The organism is Pelagicoccus sp. SDUM812003 (genome assembly GCF_031127815.1).
In the GTDB taxonomy this organism is placed as follows: domain Bacteria; phylum Verrucomicrobiota; class Verrucomicrobiia; order Opitutales; family Opitutaceae; genus Pelagicoccus.
In genome coordinates, this window is record NZ_JARXHY010000021.1 from 34,036 (window position 1) to 51,445 (window position 17,410).

The 17,410-nt window shown below is 59.1% G+C and carries 12 protein-coding genes; 7 read left to right on the forward strand and 5 right to left on the reverse strand.

Annotated features, from left to right (window positions below):
- The first annotated feature begins 1 nt into the window (after position 1).
- The 4 genes from QEH54_RS20805 (at position 2) to QEH54_RS20820 (ending at position 4,081) form a co-directional block, all read left to right on the forward strand.
- Positions 2-1,306, forward strand: coding sequence for a M20 family metallo-hydrolase (locus tag QEH54_RS20805; RefSeq protein ID WP_309020647.1), 1,305 nt, complete (start codon positions 2-4; stop codon positions 1,304-1,306).
- Positions 1,303-2,631 carry an allantoinase AllB gene (gene allB, locus QEH54_RS20810; RefSeq protein WP_309020648.1) on the forward strand — a complete coding sequence of 443 codons (1,329 nt, stop codon included), beginning with the start codon at positions 1,303-1,305 and terminating at the stop codon, positions 2,629-2,631. Before QEH54_RS20805 ends, allB begins: the two co-directional genes overlap by 4 nt.
- 61 nt (positions 2,632-2,692) lie before the next feature.
- The gene (locus QEH54_RS20815; protein WP_309020649.1) at positions 2,693-3,604 is read left to right on the forward strand and encodes a 2OG-Fe(II) oxygenase family protein; all 912 of its coding nucleotides are present in this window, start codon (positions 2,693-2,695) and stop codon (positions 3,602-3,604) included.
- A 3-nt stretch (positions 3,605-3,607) separates the two neighbouring features.
- Positions 3,608-4,081 (forward strand): nucleoside deaminase, encoded by a 474-nt coding sequence (locus tag QEH54_RS20820; RefSeq protein ID WP_345785683.1) that lies wholly within the window; start codon positions 3,608-3,610, stop codon positions 4,079-4,081.
- Positions 4,082-4,095: 14 nt separating this feature from the next.
- Here QEH54_RS20820 and QEH54_RS20825 read toward each other — a convergent pair whose 3' ends face one another.
- Positions 4,096-4,764, reverse strand: coding sequence for a queuosine precursor transporter (locus tag QEH54_RS20825; protein WP_309020651.1), 669 nt, complete (start codon positions 4,762-4,764; stop codon positions 4,096-4,098).
- A 242-nt stretch (positions 4,765-5,006) separates the two neighbouring features.
- On the opposite strand from QEH54_RS20825, the gene QEH54_RS20830 reads away from it, so the two are divergent.
- Positions 5,007-6,284, forward strand: a complete 1,278-nt coding sequence (locus tag QEH54_RS20830; RefSeq protein ID WP_309020652.1) for a solute carrier family 23 protein — start codon at positions 5,007-5,009, stop codon at positions 6,282-6,284.
- A gap of 142 nt (positions 6,285-6,426) precedes the next feature.
- Positions 6,427-7,437, forward strand: a complete 1,011-nt coding sequence (locus tag QEH54_RS20835) for a bile acid:sodium symporter family protein (RefSeq protein WP_309020653.1) — start codon at positions 6,427-6,429, stop codon at positions 7,435-7,437.
- Between the two features lie 194 nt (positions 7,438-7,631).
- On the opposite strand, the gene QEH54_RS20840 is transcribed toward QEH54_RS20835, so the two are convergent.
- From QEH54_RS20840 to QEH54_RS20855, 4 genes are all read right to left on the reverse strand, one after another.
- Positions 7,632-10,151 carry a TonB-dependent receptor plug domain-containing protein gene (locus QEH54_RS20840; RefSeq protein WP_309020654.1) on the reverse strand — a complete coding sequence of 840 codons (2,520 nt, stop codon included), beginning with the start codon at positions 10,149-10,151 and terminating at the stop codon, positions 7,632-7,634.
- Between the two features lie 221 nt (positions 10,152-10,372).
- Positions 10,373-12,175, reverse strand: a complete 1,803-nt coding sequence (locus QEH54_RS20845; RefSeq protein ID WP_309020655.1) for an adenine deaminase C-terminal domain-containing protein — start codon at positions 12,173-12,175, stop codon at positions 10,373-10,375.
- A 130-nt stretch (positions 12,176-12,305) separates the two neighbouring features.
- Complete coding sequence (locus QEH54_RS20850) at positions 12,306-13,856, reverse strand: hypothetical protein (protein ID WP_309020656.1); 1,551 nt, start codon at positions 13,854-13,856, stop codon at positions 12,306-12,308.
- On the reverse strand, positions 13,853-15,166 hold the full coding sequence (locus tag QEH54_RS20855) for an NCS2 family permease (RefSeq protein WP_345785685.1): 1,314 nt from the start codon (positions 15,164-15,166) through the stop codon (positions 13,853-13,855). Before QEH54_RS20855 ends, QEH54_RS20850 begins: the two co-directional genes overlap by 4 nt.
- Before the next feature lie 172 nt (positions 15,167-15,338).
- On the opposite strand from QEH54_RS20855, the gene QEH54_RS20860 reads away from it, so the two are divergent.
- The gene (locus QEH54_RS20860; RefSeq protein WP_309020658.1) at positions 15,339-17,405 is read left to right on the forward strand and encodes a purine nucleoside permease; all 2,067 of its coding nucleotides are present in this window, start codon (positions 15,339-15,341) and stop codon (positions 17,403-17,405) included.
- Positions 17,406-17,410 lie beyond the last annotated feature (5 nt).

A 17,410-nucleotide genomic window follows, 5' to 3' on the forward strand; every position in this document is an offset into this window, starting at 1 on the left:
CATGAGACCCGATCCCAGAGACGTCGTCTTTCAAAAATTGCTCGAGCGTATTGAGATACTCGGCACAATCAGCTCGTCGGACCATTGCTTGACACGCATATTCCTGTCACGAGAGATGGATACAGCCTCCCGACTCATTCAGTCTTGGATGAATTCGGCCGGCTTGATCACACAGGTGGATGGCATGCAGAACGTGGTCGGCTCCTGGCCCTCCGAAAACGCCCAGTCTCCCTCCCTACACATCGGATCCCACTACGACACCGTGATCAACGCCGGGAAATACGATGGCACGCTGGGTCTGTTGCTGAGCATCGCTGCGGTGGAATTGCTTCAACAGGAAGGCTATCAGCCTCGCCATTTCATCAACGTGCTCGGCTTCTGCGACGAGGAAGGGATCCGATTCAGCTCGACCTTCCTAGGCAGCAGCTACTTATGCGGCGCATTCGATCTTGGCATGCTCCACCGCAAGGATCGAGACGGTATCACCATGGGCGCAGCTTTGGAGGCCCGCGGGTTTGATACGAGCTCCATCAATCGACCACCCGCCCTAATCCAGGAAGACGACATATTTCTGGAGACGCATATCGAGCAAGGTCCGATTCTCGAGTCCCTCGACTTGCCGCTGGGAGTCGTCGACGGGATCGCCGCCCAGATGCGTATCAAAATTTCGCTGACAGGAAAGTCAGGCCACGCAGGCACCACTCCTTTCCCGATGCGAAAAGACGCTTTGGTGGCGGCCTCGGAAATGATCCTCGCTGTCGAAACCCTTTTCGCCCAAAACCCAAACGCTCGGGCCACGGTCGGCTACCTAAACAATCAGCCCAACGCGATCAACGCCATTTCAGGAGAAGTCGATTTCACCATCGATCTCCGGCATCCCGTCACTGCCGGACTCAACGCCTTGTTCGAAAAGCTTGAAAGCGATCTTCGCCGCATCGCCAGAAATCGCTCCATCGAGATGGAGATCGATGTCATGCAGCGGACCGAGTCCATCGAATGCGATCGCGACGTGCAGAAGGCTATCAGCAAGTGCATCAGTCGACACCAGAAACGACTGACCAGCTTCACCAGCGGAGCGGGACACGATACGCTGAAGATCGCTCAAACCTGCCGAGCAGGCATGATGTTCGTACGCTGCCGCGACGGGTTGAGTCACCACCCGGATGAATACACCGACCCTAGCGACATCCGTTCCGCCCTCGATGCATGGGTGGATGTCATTCGCGAAATCGATCAAAACTTCCCATCGAAAAAAGCCGCGAGCAGCATGGAGCAAAAGCCCGTGACGCAATCAAGCCGATCATGATCGACCTCTGTATTCATAACGTTACGACATACATCGACGGCTCCTGGAGGACCTCGAGCTTGAGCGTCGATGCAGGAAAGATCGTTTCCTTCGATCGCGAACGGGCTCGTCTGGTCGTGGACGCCGAGGGCAAGCGCTGTCTTCCTGGAGCAGTCGACCTGCATGTTCATTTCAACGAGCCTGGTCGAACCCATTGGGAAGGCTTCGCCACCGGGGCACTAGCAGCAGCTGCCGGAGGGGCCACCTTCGTAGTGGAGATGCCGCTCAATAGCATCCCGTCCACCGTATCCACGCAGGATCTCGCGACCAAGCTCTCCGCGATCGCGTCGAAGTCCATGATCGACTTCGGCCTCTGGGGTGGGCTAGTGCCAGGAAACGTCAATCAAATCGCGCCACTGGCCAAGGCGGGCGTGGCGGGCTTCAAGGCATTCATGTCGCCCAGCGGAACCGATGATTTTCAGAACAGCGACTACGCCACCTTGAAAGCGGGCATGAAGGAGATCGCTCACACGGGCAAGCTCCTCGCCATCCACGCGGAGGATCCCCAGGTTTTGGATACAGTGGACTTTGCAGGACGAACGCGCATCAGCGCCTTCGACTGGGAGTACTCGCGTCCGGTAGAGGCGGAGATCAAAGCAGTGGAAATCGCCATGGAGCTCTCCCAGGAAACGGGCTGTCCGATCCACATCGTGCACGTCAGCTCGCCAGCGGTGCTCGATCGCATCGCCCTCGGCAAGCAGGCGGGAGTGAAGGTCACCTGCGAAACCTGTCCCCATTATCTGCTGCTTTCCACCGAAGACGCCCATCGCATCGGCCCCAACGCAAAGTGCGCCCCTCCGCTTCGACCGGAGGAGACTCGCCTCGCACTATGGCAGGCTCTGGATCAGGGAAAACTGGACACCATCGGCTCCGACCACTCGCCCTGCCCGCCCGACATGAAGACGGGAAGCCCGTTCTACGACGCTTGGGGCGGCATCAGCGGATTGCAGCACGGTCTGCCCCTTCTGTGGAATTTCGGGCGCCAAGACGAGGCGCGATTCGCGAAGTTGATTAGCCTAACCTGCGCCCAGCCCAGCGCCCTGATCAGCCTACCTAATAAAGGCGCTCTTAAAATCGGCTACGACGCCGACTTCGTCCTGGTGGAAGAGCTCCCTTCCCCTCTGAGCATCGATGCAGATAGTCTGCTCTATCGCCATCGCCATAGCGCCTACTGCGGCCTGAAAACTCGGTACAGGATAAGCGAAACCTGGCAACGCGGTCGCTGCCTGCTTCGCGATGGGAAAGCGGTGGCCCCGCCCGCAGGTACCTTCATAGCCTTTAACTAGTCGCCCTGCCCGGCCGAAGGCGCTGGTACAGATCGTGCTGAAAGTCCTCTTCCCTAGAAAAATGGAAAATGCCATCCCCATCGTAGACTTCAGCGGAATGCTCGGCGACTCGATCGAGCGTCGAAAAGCGGTCGCAAGAGAGGTAGACCGCTGCGCTCGCGAGGTCGGTTTCATGTATTTGAAAAACTTCGGCATCGCGCCGGAAACCTTCGAAGCGCTGCGCGACACCGCGCATCGATTCTTCAGCGCGAACCAGGATCTCAAGGAACGCTACCTTTTCGATCAGCGCCTCAACTTTGGCTACCATGCCATCGGCAAGGAGGGGCTCGATCCGAGCAAGCCGAAAGATCAAAAGGAGTCCTTCACAATGAGGGATGTATCCAGCATTGTGAGACACGCCGACCTGTGGCCAAGCCTGCTGTTCCGTCAGGTTACGGCTGATTTCTACCATGATTGCCGTCGCCTCGCGGAACGACTCATGAGCGCCTTCGCCATGGCGCTCGATCTACCGGAGGATTTCTTCACCGACAAGCACAGCGGACGCACCCAAACCTTGCGTCTGCTCCACTACCCTCCGAGCGAAACCCACGAAGAGGGCCAGCTCGGAGCTGGAGCCCACACGGACTACGGAACGCTCACCCTGCTCTATCAAGACAACACAGGCGGACTGGAGGTCATGAGCCAAACCGGAGAGTGGCTGCCAGCGCCTCCCCTGCCGGGAACGATCGTCATCAATACCGGCGACCTGCTCGCGCGATGGACCAACGACGTCTACCGCTCGACTGCCCACCGCGTTCAAGTCCGCCCCTCCGCCGCGAAGAGCGGCCGACTATCGATCGCCTTTTTCAGCGATCCTGATCCGGACGTAGTTATAGACCCACTACCGTCCTGCATTAGCGAGGACAACCCCTCTCGCTACGCCGCAATCACCGCAGAGGAACACATCAACGCCAAGATCGCCGCGACCAACTGATTCATGACTCGAAAGCAAATGCTATCCCACCTGCGAGCCTGCAACGAAGTCGCAGCTATCGCCGTCGCCAACGGAAACCACCCATTCGGCGCAGTGCTGGTCGCTCCGGACGACGAGGAGATCCTGCTCACCCAGGGAAACGTCGACACCGTGCGCCACGCTGAAACCGAGCTTTCTCGCTACGCGTCCAGCCTTTTCCCCAGCGACTACCTCTGGAACTGCACTTTGGTCAGCAGCTTCGAACCCTGCGCCATGTGCTCGGGCACGCTGTACTGGGCGAACATCGGACAGCTCGTCTATGGCGTATCCGAAAAACGGTTGCTAGAGGTCACCGGTTCCGACGATCGAAACCCCACGCTGAGCCTCACCTGCCGAAACGTTTTACGCTCGGGACAAAAACGCATCAAAATCCACGGACCGTTTCCCGAGATCGAAGACGAACTGCTCTCGCTGCACGCCGATTTCTGGCACCATTGAGTAGGCGATCGCAGCTAGCACACGCTTTCCACATCGCCTTTGGCTGTCCAGGACCCAGTGATCCAGCGCACGATCAGGTAGACCATCGGCGTATCCACGATGGCGACAAGCATCTTGAGCAGATAGGATCCGAGAATCACCTTCGGCAACACCTCGTTGGGAATCACGCCGTAGAACGCGATGACGTAGAAAATCGATGTATCCAAAAGCTGGGAACCGAAGGTCGACGCGTTGTTTCGCAGCCAGAGGTATCGCTGGCCTGTTTTTCGTTTCACCCATTCGAATACATAGATATCCCAAAGCTGGGCTACCATCGTGGCCACTAGGGACCCGGCTACGATACGAGGGGCTCCCTGGAACAGGACTCGATACGCCTCGTTGTTTTCCCAGCCTTCGGCGGGTGGCAGCTGCACGCCTATGAAAAGCATCAGCGTGCAAAAGAGGTAGACGACCACCCCCATGTAGACCATGGAACGAGCCCGCTTGGCTCCCCAGATCTCCGCGACCGCATCGGTGCAGGGAAAGGTGAGAGCGTGCACGAACGAACCATAGCTAAAGGCCAAAGTTCCCAGCCCCATCCAGGCAAGATCCAAGGGGACCAGCTTCACCGTCAGACTCTGGAGCATCCCCCAGAAGCCGACGTAAAAGCCAAACAGGACGAGGTATTTGCTTTCGCGACTCATACAAAGTCGCCCTTGAGCAGGTTAAGCGCCCGGAGAGCTTTCGAGCGCCGATCCACATACGCTTCTCGACCTGTCAACACGCTCCGATCCCCGGCCTGATTCTTCCGTATCCATCGGGCGAATCTGGTAGGGTTTGTGCTCACGGAATCGCGATGCTAGTCGAAACGCCGCCCCCTGAAGCTTCTTCCTCGAAACCGGCCGTGGCAGGGCAAAGCTCCCTGCTCTACCCGCACGATTCCACGATGCCAGCCCCTAAAGCCCTGCTCGCAGGATTCCAGCAGGTCATCGCCATGTTCGTGGGCTGCATCACGCCAGTGCTCATCTTCTGCTCGGTCGTGGACGTGAGCGACGCCGACCAGCGCTACATGATCAGCATGGCCCTTTTCGCTTCGGGAGTCGGCACCTTTCTGCAAGCCAAGCGCTTCGGCATGATAGGCTCGGGATTGCTTTCGGTAAACGGAACCAGTTTCGCCTACGTCGACCTCCTGCTCCGAGCTGGCAGCGAAGGCGGCGTCCCACTGGCTTGCGGCATGGCCCTCGCAGCGGTTCCCGTGCAGTTCGCCCTCGCCTTCTTCCTGCCAAAGCTTCGCTCGATCATCTCCCCGCTGGTTGCCGGTATCGTGGTTCTGATCATCGGCTTAGACCTTATCCCCGTGGCTGGCTACTACATCGCGGGCGATCTGGGGGAAGGCATCAGCTGGAGCGTCAACGCCTCTATCGCTTCGCTCGTGGTCCTGGCCCTGCTGCTTTCCCAACTCTCGGCCAAACCCTTGCTGCGCATGAGCGCCCCTATCATCGCCATCCTAGCAGGATACGCCCTGAGCGCGGCGCTCGGGATCATCCAATGGCCGGCCACGGACAGCGAACAATGGATCGTGCTCCCACAAGCGCTTCCCTTCGGACTGGATTTCAAATGGGAGCTTCTTTTGCCCTTCGCCATCATCTACATCGTCTCCTCCATCGAGGCGATCGGCGACCTGTCAGCGACCGCGAGCCTCTCCGGCCTAAAAACGCATGGCAGCGACTTCTGGAAGCGGGTGCGCGGCGGCATTCTTTCCGACGCCATCACCAGCGCCTTCGCATCGTTGTTAAACGTCTTCCCGACCGCCACCTTCTCCCAAAACAACGGGGTGATCCAGCTCACGGGGGTAGGCAGCCGAAAGGTCGGATTCTACGTCTCAGGAATCCTGATACTGACCGCCTTGCTTCCTCAAACCGGCTACCTTTTCAGCATCATGCCCAGTCCCGTGCTGGGCGGGGTCACACTGGTGCTCTTCGGCATGATCGCTACCGCCGGATTTCGCATGATCGTAGGAGCGGGCCTGGACAACTCCGCCATGCTCATTCTCGCCATCAGCCTCGGGCTCGCCTTCAGCATCCCCAGCCAGGAAGACTTCGTCGCCAGCCTGCCCGAGTTTCTCTCGGCCATCTTTTCATCCAAAGTGGCGACTGGTGGTCTGACCGCCATGATCATGACTCTGGCCCTCGCCTCGACACGAAAGCTGCGAGCCGCCTCGTAGGAGGAGCCGTCAAAAAAAGCGTACCACTAGCCCGCAGCGCCTGCGCCCTGGCGCGTTCGTCCAGCCGGAGGCTCGTTCGCAAAACCGAAAAGCTCATTGCCCCCAAGCCTTGGAAAGCAAATGATGCCATCCTTCTCCGATCATGCCAGTTCGAATCAAGAATCTCCTCGCCAGCCAAAGCTTCACTCTCGCTCTGGTCGGCGCCGTTGTAGTTGCCATTCTCCTACCGGACCTCGGCGTAAAGGGAGGACCGCTTCGGGCCGAGCTCACCACCAAGATCGCCGTTTTCCTGACCTTCCTTCTGCAGGGCCTTTCGCTACCTACCCGTCAGATCGCCGCCAGCGCCGCCAAGTTCAAGATCCACTTCTATTGCCAGGTCGCGAACTTCGTGATCGCCCCCCTGCTCATGCTGGGCTATCTTCCCCTTGTAGGGATGTTTCTGATACCAGACATACATCCAGGCTTCCTCTACCTCGCCGCCCTGCCGACCACCATTTCGTCAGCCATCGTGATGACTTCCTCCAGCGGCGGGGACGGATCGACCGCGCTCTTCTCCACTACGCTCTCGAATATCCTGGGCATATTCATCACCCCTACGCTCTGCGCCTTCCTCCTTGCGACGGGTCCCAGTCAGGGAGGGTCGCTTGGCGAGCTCATCGGAAAACTCTCGCTGCTGGTCCTGCTGCCCATCGTAGTTGGCCAACTGCTACGTCCATTCGTTCGCGAATGGGTAAACCGCTCCAAGAAGCTCTTCAAGCGCCTTAGCAACGGCTTCATCGTATTCATCGTGTACGCGGCATTCTGCCAGAGCGTGAAAAACGGGATCTGGCTGCAAATCGGGGCTCCTGCGGTGCTCGCCACTCTCGTCGTCACCCTGGTCTTTCTGCTCCTCTTTTCGTCCGTGGTGTGGTTTGGCTCGAAACTGATCACGAGCCGCCGCCCCGAGCGAATCGCCGCCTTCTTTTGCGGTTCTCAAAAAACGCTGGCCACCGGCGTCCCGATGGCATCGGTCATTTTCGCCAATCAAAGCGGAAGCATGGCGGCGGTCTCCATCGGGTTGATCATTCTCCCACTGATGTGCTACCACCCGCTGCAGCTCATACTGGCAGGCCTGCTCTCGCCTCGTTTCACCAAGTGGGCTGAAGAAGCCTAAGCGCTCGCTTCGAGATGCGCCCCCGAGACGCTCGATGGGCGCAGATGCGTCGTCAACGGTCGGCCCGGCGCCAGTCGGCACTCCCGCTTTCCGATGCGCGGCCCCTCGTCTTCAGCCGTGAGGGCATAAAGAAAGCGGCCGCCTTCCGAAGAGGGCAGCCGCTGTAGCTCAGAGTTAGATGTCCTGTCGAAAAGCTAGAACGAGTACTTAGCCGAGAGCTCGAAGCGAGCTGGCTGACGGGGAAGGATGGAACCGTTTCCGTATCCGGAATTGTTTACATCCCAATTCTCCTCGTCCGTCACGTTGAAGATGGTGAGCTTGTAGGCCCAGTTTTCGTACTCGTAAGTGAAGCTCAAGTCCGCTTCGTATTGGAATCCCAATACAGCGGTATTGGCGGTGAGGATGTAGTCTTCACCTCCGTTGGCGCCGGTAAGGTCCGGAACCGCGATCTCGAAATCCGAGTAGCCGGAATAGGTATCGCCCCAGCCGATGAAGCCGAGCGTCATGCCAAATCCGTTATCCCATTTGTAGCGAATCAAGCTGTTGACCAGCTTCTCCGGGATGCCAGGCGCCGGCACGAGCTCGCTCGGAGCGAGGAACAGCGGAGAGATGTAGATGCCGCCCGTTTCGTCCGCTCGGTCGATGGTGTAGGGAGAGGCGAAGAAACCAGCGGTACGCTCCGCATCCATGTAGCTGAATCCAAGGGTGGCGAAGAGGTTCCGATTCGGCTGATAGTTGAACTCGATTTCGTAGGCGTCGATGAATACCTGGTCGACCGATCCGTCGATATTTCGCTCGGTGAACTCGCGATCCACGAGAGCCGCGTTCAGGAAGAACTTGCCATCAGCGAAAACGAACTTGGTTCCGAATTCGAGCAGGTCGCTCTCCTGGGTATCGCCAAAGCTGGACGGCAGAATACGTCCCCCTGTATCCACGCTGTAGGTCTCGCTGAAGTTGTAGGTGGCGTAGAGCGTGGAGATTTCCGAAGGCTTGTAGATGAAGCTGAGGTTGTAGTTGTCCAGCTCCGTGCTCTCATCGAGCAGGTAGCCGCGCTCCGCCATGTCGTCGGCGATGGTTCCGTCGCCGCTGAAATCGAAGGATCCCGATTCTCCGAGCACCGGGTGAACTTCTTCCGCATCGACGAAGTCGGTGGTGAAGCCAGCCAGCACGCTGAAGGTGTCGTTTAGCTTGAGATCGAACTGGGCGAACGGACCGAAGATGAAATTCTTGCCGTCGCCGCCGGTGACGTACGGCACGTCGGCAAAGGCGTCGATGCCGATGTACCAGTGGTCGAGCACACCGCGAGGCTCTTCGTCGAAAACCCATGCGGCGCTTCCGAGGAAGCCTTGATCGGGCACGCGTCGGGTGTCCGGATCGCGGGTCATATCCCAGAAGTTGACCGGCTCGTTGTAGAAGTGATTCGCCGACCAGATGTCGTCGTAGCGAAGGCGAACGCCGGCGTTGATATCGAAGGAGCTTTCGTCGCCGAACTCGTTGTTGAAGCGAATCTCGGTGCGGTTCTCAAAGGCGATGTTGTCGCGCAACAGCTCGGAGTAGTGATAGGACGAAAAGGTCTGGCGATCCTTCCAGGAGAAGAAGGTCTTGTTGACCAGATCGAAATTCTCCAGCTTCAAGGTCTGGTCGACACCGCCACTTACCATGCGTCCGAAGGAGTCGTCTCCCGGAGCGGCAAGCTTCCAGGTGCGATCCACCGGCACGGGGTTGTCGAGGTCGGGCAGAGCGATGGTGGCGAAGCCGGCGCCTCCGAACTGGCTGGCATAGTCCACACCCGGCGTCCCCGCCCAGAAGCCCGCGCCATTGCCCAGCATGGCGATGTAGTCCAGATACTCCTGATCGGTCTGAGCGTTCGGCAAATACAAGCCATTGTCCACCAGGTCCTGAGATACGCGATTGATGCCCCAGTTCTCGGTGTAGTCCGCCTGGAAATACTCGATGTTCGCCTCAAGCGTATACTTCTCGTTGGGGCGGTAGGTCAGGGCGAAGTAGAGGGCTTGCGAGTTCTGCTTCCAGAGCTCCCAGTAGCCGTCCCACTCCTTTCCTTCGTAGGATACGCGATAGGCCAGCTTGTCGCTCACCGGCTTGCTGTAGTCCACGTTCCAGGTGTACTGGTCGTAGGAACCGACGCTCACGCCGAAGGAGCCTCGCTCCGCGTCGAAGTAAGGCTTCTTGGTGATGAGGTCCGCATAGCCGCCCAGGTAGTTGGTCGTTCCATACACCACGCCAGCAGGTCCCTTCACGATGTTGACCGATTCGACCGCGTTGAAGTTGACCGGCAGTCCGTTTCCATTCACCGAGCCGCCGCGGCGCATGCCGTTCACGAAAAGGTCCGCTTCCTGGCCGCGCAGGTTGGGCGTGGAGGGCGAGCCGAAATTTGTCTTAGTATAGGAGCTGGACGTGAGCTTGGAAAAGTCGCGCACGTCCTTGATCGCGATGGAGTCCAATTGCTCTCGCGAGATGATGGTGACGTTTCGCGGCGTATCCAGAATGCTGCGATCCGTGCCGTACACGGAGTTGAAGGGTCGTGAGGTTGGAAGGATGTTCTCCTCGATGGGCACTTCCTCCGAGATGAAGGCGTCCAGTTCCTCCGGCTCCTCGTCTTGGGCAAAAAGGCCTGCGCTGAGCACGCTTGCGGAAACAAGCGCGGGCAACATGCGGGCCGCTCGTCGTATCTGTTGTTTATTTGATTCGTGCATGACTGATAAGGTTCAGTCCCTCTAGCAGACCCCGTGCTAGACCTGTGCATTGGTTCGCATTTTCCCCGCTTTTTTATTTTTGCTCAAGTGTGCCGAGCCCGAATCTCCATGAAGGGCTTTTTTGAATACAAAGCTCCGCCTCGCCCTGCTTTCTGTAAAAGAAAACAGACCCTCCCCTCGTAGAAACTTGAATTTGGCTCAACTTTGGGCGGCTGACGTCCCTACCGCTCGAAAAGGGGCACGATCTCCATTTCCGGGACCAGCACCAACCCCTTGTCGGTCAGTCGGATCTCCGGAATGACCGATAGCGGCAGCAGATTGAAGCCCATGTATGGCAGCGTACAGCCCATCTCGCGCCAGACTTTCTTCAGCTCGCTGGATTCCTCGGCCACCTCCGTGGCCCGCTTGTCCGAGAGCAGTCCTGCAATGGGGAGAGCCACTGACGCGATGACCTGGCCGTCCCTCGCCACCACGACTCCGCCTCGCAGCTCCTTGATGGTCTTGGCCACCAGCTGCATGTCCGCCTCGTTGGCGCCCGCGATCACGATGTTGTGGGCGTCGTGACCGACGCTGCTGCCGACCGCGCCGCCCTTGAGACCGAAATTCTGCAAGAATCCGTAGCCGATTTCGCCCGTCTTCCCGTAGCGTTCCACCACTGTGAGGTAGCAAAGGTCGTTGTCGCTGAGAAACGTGTCCCAGCTGACCGCGGGATCGAATGCGACGGACTTTCGCAAGGTCACGATCCCCGGGAGCTCCGCCCGAATCAGGTTCACCATTCTGGCGTCAGCAGGCACCTCAGGCAACAAGGAAAGCTCGTCGCTGTAGTTGATCGTCTCGTAAGCGGGTTTTGGATACACGTAGCGATGATCGCTCAATTGTTCATCCAGGAGCGAGGTGACCTTGCCTGCTTCCACCATCAGCGATCCGCCGTACCAGGTGTTCTGCACCTCATAGTCGTCGTTCAACAAAACGATGTCCGCCCGGCGCCCGTGACCGAGCGCTCCAAAGTCCCCATCCTTGGCGTAGCGCGTGGCGGGATGCAAAGAGCCTGCGCTCCAAGCCTGAGCTGGGCTGAGACCCGCGACCATTGCCTGACGGGTCACCCAATCGAGCCCGAATTCGAAGAGATCGTCCGCGTCGCGATCGTCCGTGCAGACGCAGACCCGCTTGTGCGACGCGCCGAGCTCCGTCACTGCCTTGATCGCTTCAGGCAGGCTATGCCACGGCGTGGTAGGCGGACCTCCACGCAAAAAGACCCAGATGCCGGCCTCCAGAAAATCGTCGGCGATGTCCCGATCGATGGCCTCATGGGTATCGGTCACGCCGCTGGCCGCGTAGGCGGAAACGAACTCGCGCCCGTAGATGTGACCGCAGACCGGCTTGCCTCGCTTGAGGGCCTCGGCGATGATGCCGTGCGAGCGGGGATCCCCCATGCACACCGGCACGAAGTCCATCTTTTCTCCTAAAGCCACGATCTCCGGCCACTTGTCAAACAGCTGCCCTGCCTTATCCGGCGTCAAATCGCCACCGCAGGTTTCCATGGCGGCATTGGTCGCAGGTATGGTAGAAGGCAAGGTCAGGAAAATGTTGAGCGGCGCCTGTCGGGCATCCTCCAGCATCCACTCGATGCCGGCGACGTCGCTGACGTTTCCGATCTCATGACTGTCGCAAAAGATAGTGGTGGTACCATTGAGCAAGGCCCCTTCGGCATAGGCGCAAGCGGTCATCATGCTGCTCTCGATATGAATGTGCGGATCGACGAGTCCTGGGGCGATGATCCCGCCGCCGGCATCGTAGGTTTTGACGCCTGAAAAACGGCATGCGCCAGCGGGTGCGACCGCGGCGATGCGCCCTTCCTTTATCCAGATTTCCTTCTCTTCCCGTATCCTCTCAGTGTATACGGATAGTACGCGGCCGCCCTTGATGACGAGGTCGGGAGCGGCTCGGCCGGAGGCGACATCAGCCAGGGAGCGCGTGACGGCGTGCAGGGGGGCGACGGAGAATCGTGTCAGGGGAGAAAGCATAGCGAACGGGGTTGGTGGTTATCGAATTCGGTTGGATGAAGTCGGAGTGAAGCGATGCCGGAGCGAGCGTTTCCATGGGAAGCGCCACACTCAGTTCGGGATTTGAGAAACGCGTTTCAGCATCTAGGAATCAAAGCGAGAGGCCGAGGTTTTTAGTACCGTAGTCATAGGTAATGGCGTTCGCCTCGTTCGCCACCGTTTTCCAGCCTCGCTGCAAGCAATTCTCCGCGAAGCGCTCAAGGTCCGCTTCGTAGTCCGCCAGCAGCTGGGCCTTTTCATCGTCGGCTAAGAAACTGTAGGACAGGCTGTTGCGGCCGAGCGAAACCATTTCCGACCAGGAAAGATTGAAGCGGGTGACCGCTACGAAATACTCGTCGGTCATGTTGGAGTGCCACATGCCGCGATCGTCGGTATTGAGACAGACCGGAATCCCCTGTCGCAGATAAATGGGAAAGGGATGCTGGTCCAAGTCCGGCACGTAGCCCAGCAGCTCGTTGCTGATGAGGTTGATCTCGATGAGAAACGCGCCGCAGCGCATGAGCTGCATGGTCGGCTCGTCCCGATAGAGGTTGATGCCGTGACCGATGCGGGTGGCTCCAAGTCGCAGAGTATCGAAAATCTGGGTATCGCGTTTTTCCGCCTCGCCCGCGTGTATCGAAATTCCAATGGCAGGATAGGTCCGCAGCATCTTGTCGAACACCTCGGTGAAACGAGCCGCGTATCCACGGTTGTCATCCTCGCGACCCGCCATGTTCAAACCGACCCAGAAGTCTCGGTGTTTGTCGATGAACGCGTAGTAGTCCTCCACCCTCTGCTCCGCGTTGTCCTGAAACCGGATAACGATGCCCTGAAATCGCACCGTCACCCCGGTCGCTACGGCGTCCGGCTGAGCGATCCTATCCTTGATGGCTTGATTGGCTTCGTCCGGGGTCAACGCGCGACCTGAGGCAGTGCTCCAGCCCCACGGCCCCGTCTGGATCTCCAGGTAGCGCACCCCCTCCGCGCCGAAGCGTTTCATGTTTTCCACCAGCACCTCGGTCATCACCTCGATGCTGCCGAGCAAGTCGCTGATACGCGGCCAGATGTATTCGAAGAATTCCGTGCGACCCTCGTGTTCTCGATCCAATACGACGGATGAGAGCCATTCCCCCTTTTCCTCCTCGCTCAGATCCGACAACGCTTTGAAGTCCGCCTTTTCGCTTGGAGCGAGCGTTTGATAGTTGAGTTCGCTGACTGTGGTCCAGAACGCCACGTCGCGCGAGTCGCGGTGAAAATTCGACTCGGACTGGAAGTATCCGCTTATTCGATACCTCGTGTAAAACTCCTGTCCGCCATTTCGACTTTTGTCAGTCGCGACCTCCCACCAGGTTTCCGGGAGCACCCCGCCGCCGAAGTGGTGGTGAATGTCTCCACCTTTGGGAAGCGCGTAGAGAAAGGAGTACATCTCCTCCGGCGAGGCTTCGGCCTTCACGGTCTCGAACAAACGGCCCATGGCGGCGCGAGCGGGCTTGGGAGCGAGACTTGCGCTGCTATGCATGGTCCGACCTTCTATAGCCGCCGCAGGATGCGATGGCTTGGCATGGCCAGCCTGGCCAGCCAGTCCCACAACGCCGCCCGCTAGCAGGCCGGCAGCGAGAAAGTCGCGTCTGGAAAAAGCTTTTTCTGGGTCTTCCGGAATCATTTGAAAGCGTAGTAGATGATGAATACCAGAGTGATGATGTGGCTGAGCAAGGGCACCGACCTGGCTCGACCGGAGAGCAGCATGATCACGGTGAAAAGCGTCAGACCGAGTCCGATGCCTTCGGTGATGCTGAAGGTCAGCGGGATCATGAGCATGGTGATGAAAGCTGGAGCAACCTCGCCGAGATCGTCGAAGTTCAGTTCCTTCAGGCCCTGCGCCATAAAGATGCCCACCATGACCAGAGCAGGCGCGGTGGCGGCGGCGGGCACGACCAAAATGATCGGCGTGAGAAAGAGAGCGATCAGGAAACAAATCCCGGTGGTGACCGAAGTGAGCCCAGTGCGCCCTCCCGATTCGATGCCCGCCGCGGACTCGATGTAGGAGGTGGTGGTCGATGTGCCGAGCAAAGCCCCGGTGATGGTGGCGATGGAGTCAGCGGTGAGGGCCCGCCCCATCTTGGGCATGCTGCCGTCGGCGTTTACCAGTTTCGCCCGGCGCGAGAGCCCTACCAGAGTCCCGATGCTGTCGAACAAATCGAGGATCAAGAGCGTTAGCAGCACGTCGGCAATCTCCGTGAAGTGGGTGAGCGGATACAGCAGATCCAGTTTGAAAAACGTTTCCCCGATCCCGCTGGGCAGAGAGAAGAGACCGTCAGGAACCGTCGTGATCGCTTCTCCGTTTATGGTGATAAACAGCCCCACGAGCGTCACCGAAAGGATGGTGATCAGCAAGGCGCCGGCCACGCGCTTGAGCGTGAGAAAGGTCATCAGGGCCACCCCTCCCAGCACCAGCAAGGACACGGGAGACTTCAAATCGCCGATGGTGACCAGCGTGGCGTCGTTCCCCACCACGATTCCCACGCTCTTCAGACCGAGGAACGCGATGAAGAAACCGATGCCGCATTGGATGCCGACCTTGATGCCATTCGGCAGGGCTTCGGCCAGGCGTTTCCGAAGACCGGTCACGGAGAGCAGCAGGAAAAGAACCCCGTTCCAAAAGGTCAAAGAGAGAGCGGTCTGCCAGCTCAAGCCCGCCCCGATGCAGATGACGAACGCGAAGTAGCTGTTGGTTCCCATGCCGGGCGCCTGGGCGATGGGAAAGTTGGTGAGAGCCGCCATGAGGAAGCAGCCAATCGCCGCCGCCAGAGCCGTCACTGTGATCAAGGCAGGCACCGGCATGCCTGCATTGCTCAAAATCGCCGGGTTCACGGCAAGGATGTAGGCCATGGCCGCGAAGGTGGTAAGCCCCGCAAGCGCCTCGGACTTAACCGTTACTCCGTTTTCTTTCAGTTTAAAACAGCGATCGAGCATGAGGGGCCGCCTAGCAGCTTCGATGCCGAGCTTCAACCGTTTGCTCAAAATAGCGCAGCGAACGGCTCCCTGCGCCCATCGCCTCGCCACCATGGACTGATTTTATCCAGCGTCAGGCAGCAAGCCTGCCTCCATGCCACTCCATGGCGCAAAACCTGCCTGTCGCCTCGCCATGCTTGATCCATTCGCTCGACGTCTCTTCGCTATCGCAGCTCTCATGGCGAGTCCGCTCGCCTCTTCCACCGCTCACGCGGAAACTGCCCCTGCGCCGATCAAGGTCTGCGTGCTGGCAATGTTCGAGATGGGCGAGGTCACCGGCGATCGCCCCGGAGAGCTGCAGTTCTGGGTAGAGCGCGAACCGCTGGAAAACATCTACCCTTTCCCCATGGGACAAACGCCCCTGCGGGTCAGCGACGACGGCCTAATGGTAGCCCTCACCGGAGGAGGCGTCACCCACGCTGCGACCACCATCACGGCCCTCGGCATGGATCCACGCTTCGATTTTTCGAATACCTACTGGATCGTGGCCGGCATTGCCGGGGCCGACCCCACCGACGCCTCTCTCGGCAGCGCCGCTTGGGCGAAGTGGGTCGTCGACGGCGATCTTCTCTATGAGATCGACTCCAGCGAAATCCCGGAGGACTGGCCCTATGGGCTCATCCCTCTCGGCGGCTACGAGCCCAACCAGCTCGACACCGGTTGGACCGTCGACAATATCGCCTTCAAACTCAACGAGGGGCTCGTGAATTGGGCGTATTCGCTCACCAAGGACATGGAGCTGATGGAGACGCCCGCCATGAAGGAGTTCCGAGCCCAGTTCGAAGGCTATCCCAACGCGATGCTGCCTCCTCGCGTGATGATGGGCGACGCCCTCAGCTCTTCCACCTACTTCCACGGCGAGGTGCTCAACCAATGGGCAAACGACTGGATGAAACTCCACACAGGCGGCGAAGCGAACTTCGTCATGACCAATATGGAGGACAGCGGCACCCTGACCGCTTTGCGAAGCCTCTCCGACGCTGGCTACGTGGACTACGACCGTATCCTCGTTTTGCGTACCGCAAGCAACTTCTCCATGCAGCCGCCCGGCAAACCAGCCACCTGGAGCGCCACCGCTCCCTATCCCGACAATGGTCGGCCAGCTCTCGAATCCGCCTACCAAGTCGGCAGCGCCGTGGCCCATGAGCTCATCGCCAATTGGGATCAATACGAAAACCGCATTCCACGTGCCGAAGCGCCCAAGGAGAAGGTGAAAGCGGTGGTGGTGACCATGTTCGAGATCGGAGACGATACCGGCGACCGGCCCGCGGAGTTTCAAAACTGGGTGGAGCGTTTCCCGCTATCCGAAAGGATCTCCTTTCCTCACGGGTATCGCGATCTTCGATACAATCGAGAGAGCGGGGTGCTCGGCATCGTGACCGGCATCGGCACATTTCGCTCCGCCGCTTCCATCATGGCCCTGGGCATGGACGAGCGCTTCGACCTAAGCGAGGCCTACTGGCTGGTGGCCGGCATCGCAGGCGTGGATCCGAACGACATGTCCCTCGGCTCCGCGGCCTGGGCGGAATGGCTCATCGATGGCGATCTCTCCCATGAGATCGATCCGCGCGAAATGCCCGATGAGTGGGAATTTGGATACACGCCCCTTCGCTCCGCCGAGTACCCTTGGGGACCGATTCCTGAGAATGACGAGGGCGTTCGCTACCGACTGAAGCCCGAACTGGTCGAATGGGCGTATCAGCTCACCAAAGACATTCCCATCGCCGACACCGACGCCATGAAGGAGATGCGCGCAAAGTACAAAGGATACCCGAATGCTCAAAAACCGCCATCGGTGCTGAAAGGCGATCAGCTGGCCGCCATGACCTTCTGGCACGGCAAGCTCATGAACGATTGGGCCAACGAATGGGTCGACTACTGGACCGAAGGCCAAGGAAACTTCGTCACCTCAGCCATGGAGGAAACCGGCACCATGCAGTCGCTCTCCTTTCTCGCCAACGCCGGAAAAGTGGACCTGCAGCGCGTCCTGGTTTTGCGGACCGCCAGCAATTTCTCCATGCAGCCTCCAGGCGTCACCGCAGCTGAAAACCTGAGCGGCGAAAAGAAAGGCGGGTACTCCGCGTTCATCCCCTCCCTCGAAGCCGCCTACGATGTGGGCAGCGCCGTGATCCGCGAGCTGGTGGAAAACTGGGAGACCTACCGAACCACGATCCCCCAGTCCGAATCGCCCCAGAGCTGACGTCA

Excerpts from the sequence above, each read along its gene's own strand:
- QEH54_RS20805 (WP_309020647.1), top strand. The coding sequence starts at position 2 with ATGAGACCCGATCCCAGAGACGTCGTCTTTCAAAAATTGCTCGAGCGT.
- allB (WP_309020648.1), top strand. The coding sequence starts at position 1,303 with ATGATCGACCTCTGTATTCATAACGTTACGACATACATCGACGGCTCC.
- QEH54_RS20815 (WP_309020649.1), top strand. The coding sequence starts at position 2,693 with ATGGAAAATGCCATCCCCATCGTAGACTTCAGCGGAATGCTCGGCGAC.
- QEH54_RS20820 (WP_345785683.1), top strand. The coding sequence starts at position 3,608 with ATGACTCGAAAGCAAATGCTATCCCACCTGCGAGCCTGCAACGAAGTC.
- QEH54_RS20825 (WP_309020651.1), bottom strand. The coding sequence starts at position 4,764 with ATGAGTCGCGAAAGCAAATACCTCGTCCTGTTTGGCTTTTACGTCGGC.
- QEH54_RS20830 (WP_309020652.1), top strand. The coding sequence starts at position 5,007 with ATGCCAGCCCCTAAAGCCCTGCTCGCAGGATTCCAGCAGGTCATCGCC.
- QEH54_RS20835 (WP_309020653.1), top strand. The coding sequence starts at position 6,427 with ATGCCAGTTCGAATCAAGAATCTCCTCGCCAGCCAAAGCTTCACTCTC.
- QEH54_RS20840 (WP_309020654.1), bottom strand. The coding sequence starts at position 10,151 with ATGCACGAATCAAATAAACAACAGATACGACGAGCGGCCCGCATGTTG.
- QEH54_RS20845 (WP_309020655.1), bottom strand. The coding sequence starts at position 12,175 with ATGCTTTCTCCCCTGACACGATTCTCCGTCGCCCCCCTGCACGCCGTC.
- QEH54_RS20850 (WP_309020656.1), bottom strand. The coding sequence starts at position 13,856 with ATGATTCCGGAAGACCCAGAAAAAGCTTTTTCCAGACGCGACTTTCTC.
- QEH54_RS20855 (WP_345785685.1), bottom strand. The coding sequence starts at position 15,166 with ATGCTCGATCGCTGTTTTAAACTGAAAGAAAACGGAGTAACGGTTAAG.
- QEH54_RS20860 (WP_309020658.1), top strand. The coding sequence starts at position 15,339 with ATGCTTGATCCATTCGCTCGACGTCTCTTCGCTATCGCAGCTCTCATG.